The sequence below is a fragment of the Phormidium tenue FACHB-1050 genome (assembly GCF_014696925.1).
Lineage (GTDB): Bacteria > Cyanobacteriota > Cyanobacteriia > Pseudanabaenales > Pseudanabaenaceae > Pseudanabaena.
On the sequence record NZ_JACJQY010000069.1, the window covers coordinates 1 to 18,848 of the forward strand.

16 protein-coding genes are annotated in these 18,848 nt (G+C 43.9%); 9 read left to right on the plus strand and 7 right to left on the minus strand.

Going from position 1 to position 18,848, the window contains the following annotated elements; all coding sequences use genetic code 11:
* Positions 1–357 precede the first annotated feature (357 nt).
* Positions 358–1,329, minus strand: coding sequence for a phosphate ABC transporter substrate-binding protein (locus H6G05_RS23800; protein WP_190582277.1), 972 nt, complete (start codon positions 1,327–1,329; stop codon positions 358–360).
* A gap of 369 nt (positions 1,330–1,698) precedes the next feature.
* Between H6G05_RS23800 and H6G05_RS23805 the strand changes: the two genes are divergently transcribed.
* Positions 1,699–3,057 (plus strand): cytochrome c biogenesis protein, encoded by a 1,359-nt coding sequence (locus H6G05_RS23805; protein WP_322096426.1) that lies wholly within the window; start codon positions 1,699–1,701, stop codon positions 3,055–3,057.
* 110 nt (positions 3,058–3,167) lie between these two features.
* Here the strand turns inward: H6G05_RS23805 and H6G05_RS23810 are convergent, their stop codons facing one another.
* Complete coding sequence (locus H6G05_RS23810) at positions 3,168–3,518, minus strand: helix-turn-helix domain-containing protein (protein WP_190582279.1); 351 nt, start codon at positions 3,516–3,518, stop codon at positions 3,168–3,170.
* A 322-nt stretch (positions 3,519–3,840) separates the two neighbouring features.
* On the opposite strand from H6G05_RS23810, the gene H6G05_RS23815 reads away from it, so the two are divergent.
* Positions 3,841–5,475, plus strand: coding sequence for an alpha-D-glucose phosphate-specific phosphoglucomutase (locus tag H6G05_RS23815; RefSeq protein ID WP_190582283.1), 1,635 nt, complete (start codon positions 3,841–3,843; stop codon positions 5,473–5,475).
* Between the two features lie 29 nt (positions 5,476–5,504).
* On the opposite strand, the gene H6G05_RS23820 is transcribed toward H6G05_RS23815, so the two are convergent.
* The 5 genes from H6G05_RS23820 to H6G05_RS23840 all read right to left on the minus strand — a co-directional run bounded on the left by H6G05_RS23820 (position 5,505) and on the right by H6G05_RS23840 (position 10,789).
* Entirely contained in the window at positions 5,505–6,104 is a 600-nt protein-coding gene (locus tag H6G05_RS23820; RefSeq protein WP_190582285.1) for a molybdenum cofactor guanylyltransferase, read from the minus strand.
* A gap of 57 nt (positions 6,105–6,161) precedes the next feature.
* Positions 6,162–7,076 carry an alpha/beta fold hydrolase gene (locus H6G05_RS23825; RefSeq protein ID WP_190582287.1) on the minus strand — a complete coding sequence of 305 codons (915 nt, stop codon included), beginning with the start codon at positions 7,074–7,076 and terminating at the stop codon, positions 6,162–6,164.
* A 157-nt stretch (positions 7,077–7,233) separates the two neighbouring features.
* Entirely contained in the window at positions 7,234–8,034 is an 801-nt protein-coding gene (locus H6G05_RS23830; protein WP_190582289.1) for a hypothetical protein, read from the minus strand.
* Positions 8,035–8,360: 326 nt separating this feature from the next.
* On the minus strand, positions 8,361–9,878 hold the full coding sequence (locus tag H6G05_RS23835) for a peptidoglycan-binding domain-containing protein (RefSeq protein ID WP_190582290.1): 1,518 nt from the start codon (positions 9,876–9,878) through the stop codon (positions 8,361–8,363).
* A gap of 113 nt (positions 9,879–9,991) precedes the next feature.
* Entirely contained in the window at positions 9,992–10,789 is a 798-nt protein-coding gene (locus H6G05_RS23840; protein WP_190582292.1) for an ABC transporter ATP-binding protein, read from the minus strand.
* Between the two features lie 442 nt (positions 10,790–11,231).
* Between H6G05_RS23840 and H6G05_RS23845 the strand changes: the two genes are divergently transcribed.
* The 7 genes from H6G05_RS23845 to H6G05_RS23875 form a co-directional block, all read left to right on the plus strand.
* Complete coding sequence (locus H6G05_RS23845) at positions 11,232–11,942, plus strand: DUF305 domain-containing protein (protein WP_242025793.1); 711 nt, start codon at positions 11,232–11,234, stop codon at positions 11,940–11,942.
* A 78-nt stretch (positions 11,943–12,020) separates the two neighbouring features.
* Positions 12,021–13,667, plus strand: coding sequence for an efflux RND transporter periplasmic adaptor subunit (locus tag H6G05_RS23850; protein WP_190582294.1), 1,647 nt, complete (start codon positions 12,021–12,023; stop codon positions 13,665–13,667).
* 10 nt (positions 13,668–13,677) lie between these two features.
* Positions 13,678–16,803 carry an efflux RND transporter permease subunit gene (locus tag H6G05_RS23855; protein WP_190582296.1) on the plus strand — a complete coding sequence of 1,042 codons (3,126 nt, stop codon included), beginning with the start codon at positions 13,678–13,680 and terminating at the stop codon, positions 16,801–16,803.
* A gap of 36 nt (positions 16,804–16,839) precedes the next feature.
* Entirely contained in the window at positions 16,840–17,334 is a 495-nt protein-coding gene (locus H6G05_RS23860) for a hypothetical protein (protein WP_190582298.1), read from the plus strand.
* A 218-nt stretch (positions 17,335–17,552) separates the two neighbouring features.
* A complete protein-coding gene (locus H6G05_RS23865) occupies positions 17,553–17,951 on the plus strand; it encodes a hypothetical protein (protein WP_190582300.1) in 399 nt (132 codons plus the stop codon).
* Positions 17,944–18,594 (plus strand): caspase family protein, encoded by a 651-nt coding sequence (locus H6G05_RS23870; RefSeq protein ID WP_190582302.1) that lies wholly within the window; start codon positions 17,944–17,946, stop codon positions 18,592–18,594. The genes H6G05_RS23865 and H6G05_RS23870 overlap by 8 nt, the downstream gene beginning before the upstream one ends.
* 47 nt (positions 18,595–18,641) lie before the next feature.
* Positions 18,642–18,848, plus strand: a 207-nt coding sequence (locus H6G05_RS23875; protein WP_190578217.1) for an IS1 family transposase, incomplete at its 3' end; no start/stop codon positions are given.

Consider the following 18,848-nt stretch of genomic DNA (forward strand, 5'->3'; position numbering starts at 1 on the left):
TCTCTGTCTCAAGTTCTTCGCTGTAATAACCCAAAATTATTCCTTTTCTTTCTTTGTCTGAGATTATCCTAATTTGCACAAGTTATTTGTTTTTCATTCCTTAGGACATAAAACCCAAATAGTGTGAGGCGGCGCTTCGCGCCGCCTCACACTATTTAGGTTTTGATTTGTCCTGATACAGGTGGCTATAGCTATATATCAAAGCAAGTTTTGCTTAGGAAACCCAAGAATCGAGTGGCGGCGCGAAGCGCCGCCACTCGATTCTTGGGTTTTGGTTTGTACTAGCTAACTCTTTTTTTGTTATAGTGCAACAGTTTTCAAAAAGCTTTTGGTTGGGATCGCAAAGCACTGTAATGACTACTGCACAGAAATAAATCCTAGTCTTTGGATAATTTGTTGCCCTTGAGGAGAAAGCGCAAACTCAATAAACTGTTTAGATGCAGGGCTAGTAGTCTTCTTAACACCTAAAAACAAATTCCGACTAATTGGATATTTCCCAGCTTTGACAGCATTAACATCTGTAGGAACAACCCCATCGATCGCCACAATTCTAACAATTTCTTGCTTTTCTACCTGTGAGACAGTGGCATAACTAATGCCGTTATCGCCTATATCACGCAAGATTGCTGTCGTTTCATCTTGTTTCCATGTAATGAAGTTAGGGCTATCTGGTGGGAATCCTTGACCAAGTAAGACAAGATCTTGAAAAGCTTCTCTAGTTCCACTTGTGGTAGCACGATTGATCACTCTAATTGGTTGGTTTGCGCCTCCAACTTGAGACCAATTTGTAATTTTGCCCTGATAGATATCACGTACTTGATCTTTGGTTAAATTCCCTTTAAATGGATTGTTAATACCAACGAATACCGCGATCGCATCTTTCGCGATCGGTACTAATTGGATTCCTGCTTGAGCTTCAGCAGCTTTGAGTGGACGTGAAGTTGCGGCGATCGCCACATTACCATCAATGAGATTTTTTAATCCCTGATTTGATCCCGTTGGATTGCCATCAGGAATCCCATAGGTAGATGGGATGTTGGGATTAATTTGACTATAAGCATTACGCAAATCCTTGACCAAAGCCACCATCGCCGTACTGCCATCAATCGCCAAAATAGTAGGATTGGGCAAAGATGTATCAAAGTTCAGGCTAGTTGTTGGTGTAGGAGTTGTTGTTCCTATGGTTGCTTGTGGGGATACTTCAGGCGAAGCGGTAGGAGATACTACTGCTGATTTTGGTTGCGAAAAGAACCAATACCCACCTCCTGCAATTCCTGCTGTGACTAGCAATGACAATACTAAAACTGTAGTTTCTTTGCCCTGTGACATGCTTATGTTCCTAAATATCTCTGCAATATTGGCTTAACTTTAGCGCAAATTTATCAGTATCACTGTATCTCAAGGTCAGATCTATAGCTACCGTCGATTGTGTTAGGTCAAAAGCAAAACCCAAGAAGAGAATGGCAGCGCGAAGCGCTGCCATTCTCTTCTTGGGTTTTATGTCCTCATACACTTGGCGACAGCTATAGTTTCTGGCAACCTAAGCTAACGTGAGTTCGATATAGCCATTTGCGGCGTGCGAAGCACGCCGCAAATGGCTGAAAATGGTAAGAATCGCCTAGCGATTCTTACCATTTTCCACTTTTGTCGAACTGACGTTAAGCTAAGATCAAAGCTAACTGTAACTATAGACGTGACGTGTTTCAAAAAATTCGATTCCAAGCAAACCAAATTTGGCGACATCAGGTGGTGGCGCTTCTGGCTAATCTCAAAGTAGCGATCGCCCTATTATTAGCGATCGCTTTATTTAGCATCCTCGGCACAGTGATCGAGCAGGGACAAACCATCGATTTTTATCGCGAAAACTATCCTGAACATCCAGCCCTATTTGGATTTTTGTCATACAAAGTAATTTTGGCGATCGGATTAGAGCATGTCTATGGTAGCTGGTGGTTTCTGGCTTTATTAATCCTATTTGGGACAAGCCTCACTGCTTGCACCTTCAACCGTCAATTACCAATTCTCAAAGCTTCCAAACGTTGGTTTTACTACACCAAACCCCAAAGCTTTGTAAAACTTCCCCTTGCTACGGAAATCATTGGTGGTAATTTGAATGATTTGGCGCAGTCTCTGCAAAGTAAAAACTATAAGGTTTATCAAGCAGACGATCGCCTGTATGCGCGAAAAGGGCTAATAGGCAGAATTGGACCAATTGTGGTTCATGCCAGCATGTTGCTTGTCTTAGTTGGTTCAATTTGGGGATCGCTGACTGGTTTCATCGCGCAGGAAATGGTTCCTAGTGGAGAGACCTTTCAGGTTAAAAATATCACTGAGGCGGGTGCTTGGTCTGCCAATCAAGTTCCCAAAGATTGGTCAGTGAGAGTCAATCGCTTTTGGATTGATTACACACCCAAGGGAAGTATCGATCAGTTCTATTCGGATTTATCTGTTCTTGATCGGGATGGTAAGGAAGTTGATCGCGAAACTATTCATGTGAATAAACCACTTAAATATAAAGGTGTCAGCTTCTATCAGGCGAACTGGGATATTCACGCGATCAGATTTACCTTCAACAATAGCCCGATTTTGCAATTGCCTGTAAGTAAATTAGAATCGCAAAATGGTGGTCGTCAAGTGTGGGGAACATGGATTCCGACCAAGCCTGATTTGAGTGCTGGAATTACATTAATTACGCCCGATTTGCAAGGTACTTTTCTGATCTATGACGAGAAGGGAAATCTCCTAACTACAGTGCGAACCAATCAAAGCGCTGAAGTTAATGGTGTGACCTTTACCTTAAAAGAGGCGATCGGTAGTACTGGGTTACAAATCAAAGCTGACCCTGGAATTCCGATTGTTTATGCAGGATTTGGCTTATTAATGCTAGGCGTAATCATGAGCTATGTCAGTCACTCACAGGTATGGGCGTTGCAAGTTGGCGATCGCCTCTACGTTGGCGGTAAAACTAATCGCGCCCAAGTCAGTTTTGAGTCAGAATTAATTGATGTTACCAATGTGGTTGATCAAAGTGTGATCGCTTCAGGTGTTGCTGCCTAAATTTTATGATTCAAAAAGATAAAGGTGGCGCTTCGCGCCGCCTTTATCTTTTTGGGTTTTACAAGAATAGCGATCGCACAAATGATTAACTAAGACCCTTTACCAAATCATCATTTGCCCCTCTTTTTCTTTGGTGGTAATCCAGTAATGAGATCAACATTTTCTCGCGCTGCCTCTTCAAAGTCCCATCCTTCATAGTACCTTTCCTCCAGCGGATGCTTGATTTTTAGTACTGTAGCGATCGCCATACAAAGATCGGTACTGAATTTCATCTTACCAGTCTCGAATTTGGAAAGGGTTGAAATCGAGCAGGTTTCGTAGCCCGTTTCTTTGATAATTTTGTCCGCCAGATCCTCTAATCGCATTTCAGGAGATAAGCCCATGCGATAGTCTCGAACAAATTTCCCAAGCGCTTTACCGCCATCGTCAGTGATAAATAAGTTTTTACCTTGCTTTTGCATTGTTTGTCCCTTGCACGTTCTCCGTTCGTAGTTAGTGCAATGCCAATAGTAGACGATAAATTCATTGGTGTCAAATTTCAATAATTTATCCTCTTCTAGTTCTGTTTCACTCCCATTGCAGCGCTCTGCACCGCAAATTCTCTTTTTAAATACGATTAATTGTTTTTTGCTGAAACCAGCGCTTAATTACTTGGTTGAATTTTAATTTCCAACAGATAGATTATTTTTATGATATTGCTAACCAATGCCTCGTAGAATTAAAGCAAGCCTAAAGGTATGGGCATTCCAGCATTTTTTAAAGCATTCTTAGATTGCAAGTTTAATGAGCATAAAAGTCGTTTCCACCTCCCCATTTTCTGACCAGAAGCCCGGCACTTCAGGGCTTAGAAAAAAAGTTACCGTTTTTCAAACTCCTAACTATCTCGAAAACTTCGTTCAATCAATCTTTGATAGCCTCGAAGGGTTTCAAGGACATACCCTCGTTGTCGGCGGCGATGGACGCTATTACAATCGCCACGCGATCCAAGTGATTCTGAAAATGGCTGCGGCAAATGGCTTTGGCAAAATTTTAGTTGGACGTGGCGGCATCTTATCCACACCTGCGGCTTCATGTATCATTCGCAAACATAAAGCTTTTGGTGGCATTATTCTCTCAGCTAGTCACAACCCCGCAGGCAAAGATGGCGACTTTGGGATCAAATACAACACTGGCAACGGTGGCCCCGCACCTGAGAAAATCACCGATGCAATCTACAACATTACTAAGAGCATCACTGAATATAAGATTCTGGAAGCTGATGACCTCAATCTTGACCAAATCGGTGAATCTCAATTAGGTGATACCACGATCGCTGTGATCGACTCCGTTGCTGACTATGCGGAACTAATGGGTGAGTTATTTGATTTTGATCGCATCAAACTATTACTCGCATCACCAAATTTTCGGATGTGCTTCGATGGTATGCACGCAGTAACTGGCCCCTATGCCCAAGAAATTTTGGTTAATCGCCTTGGCGCACCTGCGAGTGCTTTGCTATGTTGTGTACCCCTCGAAGACTTCGGTGGTGGACATCCAGATCCGAACTTGGTCTATGCCCATGATCTCGTCGAAGTACTTTATGGTGAAAATGCTCCTGACTTCGGTGCAGCTTCCGATGGCGATGGCGATCGCAACATGATTTTAGGATGCAAATTCTTTGTTACCCCTAGCGACAGCTTAGCAATTCTCGCCGCCAATGCTCACCATGTCCCAGCCTATAAAGGTGGACTGGCCGGTATTGCCCGCTCCATGCCCACCAGCCAAGCGCCCGATCGCGTAGCCGCCCGTTTAGGCATTGAATGCTACGAAACGCCTACGGGTTGGAAGTTCTTCGGCAATTTGTTGGATGCTGGTAAAGCGACACTCTGCGGCGAAGAAAGCTTTGGTACTGGCTCCAATCATGTCCGCGAAAAGGATGGACTTTGGGCGGTACTATTCTGGCTCAATGTTTTGGCGGCGCGTCAGCAATCGGTTGAAGCAATCGTTAAGGAACATTGGCAGCTTTATGGACGTAATTTCTATTCGCGTCATGATTATGAAGGAGTCGATAGCGATCGCGCCAACACCCTGATCAATAATCTCCGCGCAAAATTTGCTGATTTACCCAGCCAGAAATTTGGCAATTATGAAGTTGCATTCTGTGATGACTTTAGCTACACCGATCCCGTTGATGGCAGTGTCAGCAGCAAGCAAGGTGTAAGAATTGGCTTCACCGATGATTCGCGCATAGTATTGCGTCTGTCGGGTACTGGCACTGAAGGCGCAACTCTCAGACTCTATGTTGAGAGTTACGAACCAAATATTGCGAAACACAATCTTGATACTCAAGAAGCTCTGAAGGAGTTGATTGAGATTGCCGATCAAATCGCGCAGATCAAGACTTTAACAGGACGCGATCGCCCGACAGTAATTACATAAAAATAAAGGCGCACCCTTTGGGTGCGCCTTTATTTTATTGAGTGAAAATCTTCTGGAGTATTGCAGTTAAATAGCATGTCGAAAGGGACATTTACAATCTCAGCAACTTCTTGATTACTTAACCATTTCTGAAACGATCGCCCACCATTTGACATAAATTCTTTGAGAAAATCTTGACATGACCAACGGTAGAAGCCACATAAAGGCTCCCATTGCTTGCGCGAATGTTCATCTATATAACGTGGTAAATAGGCGATCGCAGTTTCAGGTAAATTTGCTAACTGACTAGCCCAAAATTGCAGAAGATCACCTTGCAGATTTGGTAAATCACAGGCAAGTAATAAAATCCAATCAACAGGACTAGCGATCGCCTGAAGCCCCTGCCAAAAGCCAACTAATGCGCCATCAAATTGCTGATCTAATACCATTGACAATTGCGATAAATCTGGGGCGATCGCTTTCTGATATTGCTCTTGACTTCGCGTCACTACATAAACATCCTCAGAAACTTGTAGAGCCGTTCGACAGGTTTTAGATAAGAGAGTTTCGCCATTAATTTCTAATAAAGCTTTATCTTTCCCCATCCTTGAGCTTTTACCACCCGAAAGCACGATCACAATAATATTCATAGAATTGAATTTTTCTTGTTCCCCTCTCCTTTGCAAGGAGAGGGGCTAGGGGTGAGGTTAAATAAACTTGAGGATCTGTTGGGCTGTGATTTCAGGCTGTTCCAGATGCGGAACATGTCCGCTATTTTCGATCCAAACGAGCTTGTTATTGGGAATAATTGATTGGAACTTAGCAGCATCTTTTGTGCCGAGAATGCGATCGCGATCGCCCCAGAGAATTAGAGTTTCTGTTGACAAATACTTTAATTGATCAGCAAAGGAGCCATAGCCACCACTTTTGGTAAATGCGATTAGGGATTCACTCCAACGGGGCATGGCTAAATGTAACGATGCACAAACCTCAGCATCGGTTGTCACAAAACGGGGATCAGCATAAGCCTTGAGGCTAACTTCACGGCGGACTTTGGGACTACGTAAAAAATCCGTTGCCATCCGATCTAACGGTGGCACAAGAAATTTACCAGCCGCCGTTCCCTTTCGCATTCCTGCACTGCCAATCAAAATCAACTTTTTCACCACATCAGGATAGGTAAGTGTAAAGTCGATCGCTGCTGCACCGCCCATCGATGCACCGACAAGAATAATTGGTTTAGAGATCGCCGTTTTCCAGAAATAGTAAAGATGCTCCTTGATTAGTGCGGGGCTAACTTGACTATTCACTAGACGCTCAGTTAAACCGAAGCCAAATAAATCCATCGCCCAAGTTTGGCGTGAAGTAGCCAGTTTTGGAAGTAGTCGGCGAAACTCTAATAGAGAACTGTCAAAACCATGCAATAGCAAAATAGGAGGATCTTGATCGTCTTTGCTAACACCATCTTTGCTCAGACCTTCACAGACATAGCTAGTCAATACTACTTCGCTAGTAAAGCTAGTGGAGACCAGACAAAATTGGATATTATCGACAAGGTTAATCGAAGTTGCTTCGGTGAGTTGCGATCGCAGTTTGGTAACTTCAGGCGGTAAGTTCGACATTAATTCTCTATTTTAACGTGAGTTCGATATAGCCATTTGCGCCGCGCTTCGCACAGCACAAATGGCGGAAAATGGTAAGCAAAAGTTTTTCTATTCGCTCAGGGCTACTCAGATCTACTCCGAACCAGATTTTTGATGGAGTGACTAAGCCACGCTATCAAAAATCTGGTTCCTTAATTCCTTCACTTGAAGGTGATGGTGATGGATAATTAGCATCCACTTTTTCATTAACTTTTGGTAACTTGTGTAGATGCATTTTGACAAGGGTTGCCCCCGTAATCGTGGCATAAAAAGGAGTAAATCCTAGGAAGAATAGTAGGATTCCGTAGAGATTACCTTGACCACGAAAAGTGGTAATGAGCGCGACTGCCATGCATGTTACTAAAACCACATTAACCACAATCCATAGCAGCGATCGCCCCTTTAAGAATTTAGCATCAGGAAATTTAGTGTTTCGACCGTTCCAAAGGACTAGCCATTGCAAAATGCCCAGGGTGGTTCCTGCTAAAACTAGCCATAGAGAATTAACTGCTAATAACGGGATGCGATCAATAATATTACTTGCCGTAAAAGAACCGTCAGGATTGATCGCAAATCCAAATTGGGCTGTAAACGCTAAACTTGTGGCTGCAAAACCAATCCAAGTCCAACCAAAGGTACTTACTAAAATCCACCATATAGGAGATTTAAAAAATCGGCGTAAGACTAGATATTGCATCAAGCTCACAAATACGCCAACCATGATCGCACCACTGACAATGCCAGTTGAAACAGGACAGTTGAGACTCCCAAATCCTGTATCGCAAACGCGGAGATCCATCAGGCGATCGCTGAGGTAATAAACTCCCGCCAAACAAGCAGCGATCCCAAATATATTGCCGATCACTGCACCGATTATGGTCGCTAATACCCATCGCCACCACAGCCCGACAGCAGATAAAGCACGTTGTTTTTGCATTGTATATTTCAATCCCGCGTGACCTGCGAACTCAAAAATTTTGATCGCCGTACTAAATACCAATTCACAAAAGTATCTTCACACTTTTGTGAATTAAAAACCAAACCCAGTAAGGGTTTTTAATTCACAAAATGGCTACGCCATTTTGTGTTTTGGTATAAAGCCAATATTTTAGCCCCCTAAATCCCCCAATTCTGGGGTATTTTAATCTACTTCCCCCCAGAATTGGGGGGCTAGGGGGGCTAAAGCAAGACTTCTCAAACATGCTCTTAGGTTTTTTAAAAGCAGAAAATGGCTATGCCATTTTCTGCTTTGGTATAAATTTGCTAGATTAGCTCTTCTGTTACAATCCTACGCAAAATCTCGGCAACTGTAGCAGCCATTCTCGCATCAATTTCTAAAGCTTCACGCACAGGATCTTGAAGATTTAGGACAGCGCGTAAAGTCATATTAACCGATCGCAACTTTGGTAAAGGCATATCATGGGATGTAGCAAGGCGATCGACAAACTGGATACAAGCTGTATAGGTCAGCTCAGTTTGTTTACGTTGATCGCTGTATCCAAAGCCCATTTTGGAGATCACCACAGGATTGTCAATAAAATATGACAACCCCAATGAGACGATCGCCGCATCAACATATCTGGCTGTATCTTGACCCATCGCATTAATCAAAGCACTGAGACTATGCCACTGAGCAGCGGGTAAACGATTGGCAGGTGCTATGTGCCGATGCCATGCAATTTGAGAAATAATTCGCGTTAGGTCATATGCCGAAATTAAATTGTCGCCACGATGTTGCTCTTTTACGCCACTAATTATATTTCTACCCGTGGGATCTCGCAAAATAGGCTGTTCAATATAAGGAACTTCACCGTAGCGTCCTTGAAAAGAGAGCTTTTGATTACCTGTGATTTTTTTGAGCCAATCCTGTAAACCTAGAGGATTCGTAAATTGCTTAAACATTGCCGACAAGCCGTTGGAGGTCATACCATTGGACTCCTCATAAGCACAAATGCGCTGTGCCATTTCCGCAAAGGTGCGCGGTGTTTTATTACCTTGGGAATCGGCGATCGCACAGTTGGCGATCGCCTGATTTGGTTGTACTTGATTAGCGGTACAGATGGTGTAGAGTAATGGCACAATCTTGGTTGAACTCCAAAACTGAACATTGCGTAAAGGATTTCGCCCGATCCAACGCGACAGCATTTGTCCATTGACAATACTGCCGATACAAATACAAGCTTCTTGGATGCTGCTATGGAGAAACTCTAGCCCAATGTTCTCAATATTGGGAATTACGCCGATCGCAGGGTATGGACGAAAGCGCACTCGCACCTGAGTACCAGCCAGCATGGCAACATCTCCATAGGAAACAATGTTTACGCCGTCAGGCAAACTAGCAAGGCGATCTGGATAGGCGGGGATATGGCTTAACAGTGGTGATGGCGCAAAGTTACGGTTTGGTAAACCTTTTTTAGAACCTGCAATACAACCATTGATCCCCCGATCAAGAAACCCTAGATAGTTAGAGTCTGCTTGCCCCATATTTACAAAAATTCGCTGAGCATTGGTAAATTTTGGAAATAAGCGATCGCCATCGCCAATAATCTTAAGCAAATGCCTTACTACCGCAGGTATCTGCAAGAGTTCATTGGTAATTAAGCGGGAATTAGCATCTAAAATCGTATCGATGCTCAGGGCATTGGCAAACTGCACAAAAGCCGCCTCCGATAATCTGCCATAGATGCCATCCACTTCACCGTCATATAGTCCTAACTTTTGCAAATATGTTTGGGCTTTAGTTAGTTCCTCAAACGAAAGCTTTACCTCTATGACTGACATGAAATTCCTCTACAAAAAAGCCTTAATTTAATAGTGTAACGATTAGATAGGCGATCGCAATGTATTCCAGATCTCAATTACCAATTAAATCAAAACCAAGAGAAGGTTTTGATTTAAGCGCTGTTGGATATGTCCTTTGGTGTTTTGCCAAAATGCCCCATCCCCAAATACAACTCAGCAACTTCAGGATCATTCAATAAATCTGTACCCTTACCCGTAAACTCGTCTTTGCCCAAATGCATTACATAACCACGATCAGCGATCGCTAGAGCCTTACGCGCATTCTGCTCCACCAAAATAATTGATGTTCCTGTTTGATTAATCTGCTGAATTAAATTAAAAATATCCTGAACCAATATCGGTGATAGTGCTGCCGAAGGTTCATCTAAAATCAATAACTTCGGCTCCAGCATCATCGCTCGTCCCATGGCAAGCATCTGTCGCTCACCGCCCGAAAGTGTCCCTGCTCGCTGGTTACGACGCTTTGCTAATACAGGAAAAGTTGTATAAATTTTGTCTTTAACTGCGGTGATATTGCCTTCGCGAGTATAAGCGCCCATGTCAAGATTATCCGACACACTTAGGGATGGAAAGACATTCGCAATTTGCGGTACATAGCTAATTCCATAGCGCACAATTTGTTCAGGGCTAAGCCCAACTAAAGAGCGATCGCCAAATAATATTTCGCCCGATCGCACTGGCACTAAACCAAAAATTGCTTTGGCTAAGGTTGATTTGCCTGCGCCATTGGAGCCAATCACAGTAACAAGTTCGCCTTCATACACTGACAAATTCGCACCTTGCAAGATATCAACTCCATCGACATATCCCGCGAAAATGTTACGCGACTCAAGGATAAGTTGACTGGAAATTTGGCGATCGGTTGGTTCAGCAGATTGACTAGCATTCATAATTTGAATTAAACGGCTCCGAGCTTAATATTACGCTACATTAAGCTTAATAAAGTTAAGGGCACTCGACAGTTAAAGCGTGATCGACGTATTTGAGTCTTTTTAGTCAGCATGAAATGGGCGTTTCAGCACCTATCCCTGTTTAGCTGACCAATGCCCACATACATAGACTTGTCCAAGCAGTCAAGCGATCGCATTGAGCCACCATCTCCGCAACCTACTAGATCGAGTTATACCAAAACACAAAATGGCATAGCCATTTTGTGTGTTTAAAACCCTTACTGGGCTTGGTTTTTGATTCACAAAAGTGTTGACACACTTTCGTGAATTGGTATTAGTGGTGCAATTCGAGTTAATCATTACTTCTTGGATTTATTTTTCATGCTCATTTCATTTTCTTGTGAAACACTACAGTGTAAGAATCCTAAGCACTGTTCAAGATATGACTATGTTATTTACTGCAAAACGTCAATTTGCCTCAGCTTTACTAGTTTTAGCGGCAGCAAGTGGTAACTTGGCGGCTTGTACAGCTAGTACTCAAACATCAGCAGAGATAACAACAGCAAAACCCGAAACAATAAAGACCGAAAAGCAAACAGGTAAACCATCACCAATAAATCATTCAGGCGGCATGATGTCCCATGATTCTATGGATTTGGGAGTGGCTGATGCTGAATATGACCTGCGGTTTATTGATGGCATGACACCCCATCATCAAGGCGCGATCGCTATGGCACAGGATGTCTTAAAAAATTCTCAGCGTCCTGAATTACGGAAGTTAGCTAACGAGATTATTGCCGCGCAGGAAAAAGAGATTGCACAGATGGGTGAATGGCGCAAAGCTTGGTATCCCAAGGCGGGAGACAAGTTAGTGATGTGGCATGAAGACATGAAGCACTCCATGGAGATGAGTCCAGAATTTCGTAAAAACATGATGATGACTATGGATTTGGGAAGTGCAGATGCTCAATTTGATTTACGCTTTATCGAAGCCATGATTCCTCACCACGATGGGGCTTTAGTGATGGCAAAGGATGCGATCGCCAAGTCAAAACGTCCTGAAATTCAGAAACTCGCTCAAGAGATTCTCGATTCTCAAAAGGTAGAAATTGAACAAATGCAAGCATGGCGCAAAGCATGGTACGACAAGTAATACCCACAGTAAGAAATGGGTAGCCATTTCTTACTGTGAAAATCTTTAAATTTTGAGTATAAAAGTTAGATTAAGCAAATGAGATTAGCCACAAGACTTCGCGTCCCTATTTTTAAAGTGATTCTTAGTTTGATTTTGTTGTCTAACCCAGCGATCGCACTGGCTCATGCTGGACATGGCGATGAATTTAAGGGAGCTAACACGACTCCGATGACAGGAATACCTATAGAGGATGAAGTTGCTAAATCTCTGGGGATTAAAGTAGAAACTGTAAAGCTACAGCCCCTAAAATTTGGTATTCAAACCACAGGGCAGATTGAGACTTTGCCGAACCAACAAGTAAAAGTGACCACTCCAATCAAGGGAACAATTGTTAATTTGTTAGTGGAGCCAGGGACTTTAGTGCAAGCAGGTCAACCTGTGGCGATTCTCTCTAGTCCAGAACTAGCAGATTTACGAGTTAGTGCGCTAGAGAAAAAAGCAGATGCAAGCGGAAATGTCCTAACTTCTGAGTCAAATTTACGTTTAGCCCAACAAAATCTTGAACGTCAGAAGCTAGTTGTTGAAGCAGCTATCCGTCAGGCTCAAACTGAATTAAATCTAGACAAAGAACGTTATGAGCGCGATAAAGAATTATTAGAGACAGGGGCGATCGCTAGACGACAGCTACAAGAATCAGAAGCAAAATTTGCTGCTGCAAGAGCCTCCCTAGCTAAAGCGGAAAGTCGCTTACCTTTGCTAGAAGCCCAATCACAATTAGAAAAAGCAGAAGCCGATGTACAGGTATCTTCGGTTAAAGTCGATCTCAGTACAGCCGCCTACTCCGCCCGATTAAATCAGCTAGAGGCTAGCGCAAACTCTAATGGCACGATTACGATCGCTGCACCAATTAGTGGAGTTATAAGCGATCGTGAAGCCACTGTTGGTGAATCAGTTGAAGAGGCGGGTAAACCGCTAATGACGATTGTCAATGATGAAAGAGTTCTGGCTAGTGCAAATATTTATGAGAAAGATATTAGCAAAATTCGTATTGGTCAACCTGTGCAAGTAAAAATCGCGGGACAGCCTTCAAATACTGCATTTCAAGGTAAAGTCACAACGATTGGTTCGGCTGTAGAAGGACAGACTCGGGTTGTGGCTGTGAAAGCAGAGATTGGCAATGTTAAGGGTCAGTTGAAGGCTGGTATGTTTACCAATATCGAAATTCTTACGGATAATGTATCTGTATCAACCTTAGCGATTCCTGCGGCGGCTGTTGTGGAAGCTAATGGCAAGCAGATTGTATTTGTGCAAAATGGGAAGTCCTATCAGCCCGTTGATGTGGTTTTGGGAAAAACTTCGGGGGAGTTAGTGGAAGTTACAAGCGGATTGTTTGAAGGCGATCGCATTGTTACTCAACGCACAAATCAGCTATATGCTCAATCTTTGCGGGGTGACAATAAGTCCAATCATGATCATGGAGATAATAACTCTGCATCAGTCTCTAATCCTCAGTCTTCAATTCCTTGGTGGGTTGCGCTTCCTGTGGGAGGAGTAATTATGGCAGGGACATTTGGGGCAGGAATGTTATGGGCAGATCGTCGCAAGCGCAAGGGGTTTGCGCTCATGTCCAATGGTTACCTACCTCAGAAGTCTCTCAATGACTTGAGCCTGACTGACTATGAGCCTCACCAGCCAACAACACAAATACCAAAATCAGATAATCATCCTCATCAATCGCATTAAGTGAATTACTATGCTTAGTTCTATTATTAAGTGGGCGATCGCCCGCCATTGGTTGGTGATTGTCGGAGCGATGATTCTTAGTATTTGGATATTTCGTACAATCGTCCAAATGCCTTTGGATGTGTTTCCCCCCTTTGCACCACCGCAAGTTGAAATCCAAACCGAAGCCGCAGGATTAGCGCCCGAAGAAGTGGAATCACTGGTGACATTGCCCATTGAGAGTGCGATTAATGGCACTGCTGGCGTGAGTGCAGTGAGGTCTTCGAGTGCAGCTAGCATCTCAGTTGTGCGCGTAATTTTTAATTGGGGAACGGATATTTATCAAGCTAGACAGTTAGTAACAGAGCGATTACAGTCTGCAAGGAGTAAATTGCCAGCATCAGTCGAGACTCCACAAATTGCTCCCATTAGTTCACCCATCGGCACAATTCTTACCTATGCATTCACATCGAAAAATAATGACTTAATGGAAACTCGGCGACTTGTGGATTGGCAAGTCACTAACCGATTGTTAGCAGTGCCAGGAGTGGCGCAGGTAATTGTTTTTGGTGGGGATGTGCGTCAATATCAAGTGCTTGTTTCTCCTGAAAAATTACAAGCTTTTAACGTCTCACTGCAAGATGTATCGGATGCAGTGACGGCGGCAAATGTGAATGCTGCGGGGGGATATTTGATTACGCCCGATCGCGAAAAATTGATTCGCGGCATTGGGCGCATTGAGGATATTGAGGCTCTCAAACAATCAGTAATTAAGGCTCGTAATGGTGTGCCTATAAGAATTAGCGATATTGCCGATGTGAAAATTGGGGCGGCGGTGAAGCGTGGTGATGCCAGTGTGAACACTCAGAAGGCAGTGGTAGCAATCATCAATAAACAACCGCAAGCGGATACGCCCACAGTGACCCGTGCTGTAGAAGCTGCCATGAATGAGTTAAAAGCAGGACTGCCCACCAGTATTCAAGTGGAAACTACTTTCCGTCAAGAAGCTTACATTGATGCGTCGATTGAGAATGTTAAAGCAGCCTTAATCGAAGGTAGTATTATTGTGGCTCTAGTTTTAATTCCATTTTTGATGAATTGGCGGAACTTAGCTGTATGTTTAGCCGCCTTACCTTTGTCTTTGTTGATTGGAGTGTTAGCGCTGAACTGGTTGGGACAAGGCTTAAACACGATGACCTTGGGTGGTTTAGCAGTGGCGATCGGTTCGGCAGTGGATGATGCGATCGTTGATGCCGAAAATGTGTACCGATGCCTACGCGAAAATAAGCATTCCGACCATCCTCGCCCCGTTTTAGGTGTGGTTTTTGATGGCTGTCAGGAAGTACGCGATTCCGTATTTGGAGCCACGATTATCACAATAGTTGTCTTTTCACCGATCTTTGCGCTCACGGGTGTCGAAGGTAGTATTTTTATTCCGATGGGTTTGGGGTACTTAGCCGCAGTATTAGCATCTAGTTTTGTGGCGCTTACGGTTACGCCTGCTCTTTGTGCAATTTTGCTGCCCTATGGACATTTACCCGAACGTGAACCTTGGGTAGCGCGATTTTTTAAAAAATTATATTTACCGCTCATCAAATTTGCGATGCGCCGATCGCAAATTATTATTGGCATTGCGGCGGCAAGCTTACTGATATCAGCGATCGTTGTGCCATCCTTTGGGCGCATCTTTTTGCCAGAATTTCAGGAGCAGTCTCTAGTCAATACATTACTGCTCTACCCTGGCTCCTCCCTAGAGGCAACCAATAGCGCAGGCTCAGTCCTAGAAAATAAGCTAAAAGACAATCCTAACTTTCTCAATGTTCAAGTGCGATCGGGGAGAGCCGAAGGGGATGCCGATGCCGCAGGGGTGAACTTGGCGCACGTCGATGTGGAGTTGAGTGAAGCTGGCATGAAGGATCGCAGAGCCAGTATCGATTTATTGCGCCAAGAGTTTGGGAAAGTAATTGGCGCGGCTCCGAATGTGGGTGGATTTATTTCGCATCGCATGGATGAAGTGTTATCAGGGGTAAGAAGCGCGATCGCTGTCAAAATATTTGGTACTGAACTAGAGCAACTGCGGATACTGGGTCAGCAGGTAAATGATGTAATGCGATCGGTTGAAGGGGTAGTCGATCTGCAACTGGAACCGCAGATTCCTGTGGAGCAAGTTCAAATTCAGTTCGATCGCATGGCGGCGGCAAGGTATGGATTAACGATTGGGAAGCTTTCGGAAACCATTGAGACGGCTCTGAATGGAAAGGTAGTTTCTCAAGTTTTAGAGCAGCAGCAAACTTTTGATCTAGTCGTATGGCTGAAGCCTGAATCCCGTCAAAGCTTAGATGCGATCGCTAATTTAATGGTTGATACATCCGATGGCAATAAAATCCCCCTAGCTCAAGTAGCAAAGCTGATCGATGGGAAGGGAGCCAATACAATTAACCGCGAGAATGTCTCTCGATTACTGGTGGTCGCGGCTAACGCACAGGGGCGAGATTTGCGATCTGTGGTCAGCGATATTCAAGCAAAAGTCAAGGAACAAGTCCAAATCCCTACGGGTTACTACATCCAATATGCAGGACAATTTGAAGCGGAAGGGAGAGCATCTCAAAATATTGTGCTATTTAGCGCGATCGCCTTTGTTGCCATCACCGTAATTATGTATCTTTCGGTGAAATCCGTCGCATCCACGGTGATGATTATGATTAATTTACCGTTAGCCCTAGTGGGCGGCGTGATTGCCGTAGCTTTAACGGGAGGAGTTTTGTCGATCGCTTCATTAGTAGGATTTGTGACCTTGTTTGGGGTTGCTACTCGCAATGGCTTATTGTTAGTCGATAACTACAACACCAAATTTGCATCAGGAATGCCCCTAAGAGACTTACTGATTCAAGGATCGATGGAACGACTCAACGCGATTCTGATGACCGCATTTACTTCCGCATTAGGATTAGCGCCGCTAGTGATAGCAGGTGGTGCGGGGAAGGAGTTACTCCAACCCTTATCAATTGTGGTTCTGGGTGGGCTATTCACATCTACCGCCTTAACTTTGTTGGTATTACCAGCTTTATATTCTCAATTTTGGAAGTACCTCAAGCCCAAACAAAAAACAGAGCTTGTATCTCCTGCTACACAGGAAATACAAGCTTCAAAGCTTTAAAATCTCACACAATCTTTTAAAAGGAACTCTATTTATATGCGATCGCCTAAACTTCTGCTCATTGGTATTATTTTTGCAAATATCCTAGCTGCTTGCAGCAATAGCCCGACTAGCCCCACAACAAGCCCCAACGCTGCCACCACAACAGAACCAAGTCCTCAAACTGTCGCTAAAATAGACTCTAAAGCTGATAAAAAACCAGAAAATCATGGCAAACCCAATCAGGGTGGACAAGTCGTTGAGGCTGGTGCTTATCATTTGGAACTGTTAATGGTTAAAGAAGAAAATAATATTCATCTCGACTTCTTCTTGCAAACAGGAGATACCCACGAAGCAATTCCCGATGCTAAAGTGGCAGCCCAAGTTCAGTTTCCCGATGGTTCTCAAAAATCCTATGATCTCGCCTATGATGCGCCTAATAGACATTACGCCACCAACTTACCAACCAACGCTTCAGGAGAATACAAAATTGCAATTCTCACGGATATTAAGGGTGAAAAAGTGAATGGACGCTTTAACTTTAAATTGTAATTTAGCCAACTAATTGAACAGTGGAACCTTGATCACTCTTTGATACTTCAATCAATGTGTTAAAGGCTTCTTTCATCTGTGGCATATGCGTAATTACCAAGATGCATTCAAAATCGGACGCGATCGCATTAATGGCAATCGAATTAATCTTTGCTAACTTTTAAAAGTAAATTTCAGTTTATATTTGTTATTAGCAAATTATTCTTGGAGCTTTTGCGGTGAGCGAATCGTTAGTTGAAGTTACTTTTGCGCTAGACGCTCCCAATTTGGATGACTACGAACGCCAAGAGTTTACCAAGAAATTATTGAAGCAGCTGCGAGAACAGGGTGATGCGGAGAGCCTAGAACGCACTGATGACCTTGGCTCTGAAGTTGGTAGTAAAGGCGGTATTGACAAACTGGTTGGGGCGTTGACGGCTGAGGTTAAGTTCGACAAAGTGATCAGCTTTTTTGGTTTTGTTGGTGAGAAATTTGCGGAAAAGCCGATTGAAGTGCATGTGAAAATTGGCGATCGCGAAGTGACGATTAAAGGCACTGGTGAAAAGGCGATCGCTCAAGCCAAACAAGCGGCTATTGATTTGCAAGCTGCTCTGCGTGGGGATGTTGCCAATGGCTAAGAAGGCTCTACTGATTGGCGTAAGTCAGTATGAGGCGGGTTTGCCACCCCTTGCGGCTGCACCAAAGGATGTGGCGGCGATGTTGCGCGTGTTGGAAAGTTCTGAGCTTGGGGCTTTTGATGAGGTCAAGACGCTGATCGATCCTGATTTGACTACAATGCAAATGGGTATCCATTTGTTGTTTAAAAATTGCCCGAAGGGTGATTTGCGGTTATTGTATTTTTCGGGGCATGGGATCGCTAATGATGAAGGCAAGCTTTATCTCGCTACTCGTATCACGAGCAAAGATAATTTTGAGGCTGATGCTGTACCAGCTAGTTTTATCCAAGAAAGAATGCGGGAGCATGGCTATCAAACAAATCATGTTTTGATTTTGGACTGTTGCTATAGTGGGGCGTTTGCAGAGGGTTGGCTGGCGAAGAGTGCGGATATCAATCTGAAGCCACAGCTTGAGGTGGAGGGGAGTGTGGTGTTGACTTCTTCAACCTCGACTCAGAAATCCTATGAGGATAAGGAGGGGGAACTGTCGCTCTACACGAATTACATCGTTCAGGGGATTGAGTCGGGGGCGGCGGAGTCTGATGGTGATGGGATGATCTCGGCGGATGAGTTACATGAGTCGCTCATATGGGGAAGCAGGTGAAATGGCAAAATAGGAGGGAGTCATTTTCATGAATCGATAGAGATGCCATGATCAAATTTCCCCTGACGGAATTGTTAGATGAGCAAGCCTGCTATGAATGGTTATTAGAAATTCTACATCCGAAAGGATTGTATTGTCCCAATGGACACGCAATACCAGTGGGACAAGCGCCACACGATCGCCAACGTACACCAATCGTCAAATACAAGTGTCGGGAATGTGGGAAAGTGTTCCATATTTTTACAGGGACAGAC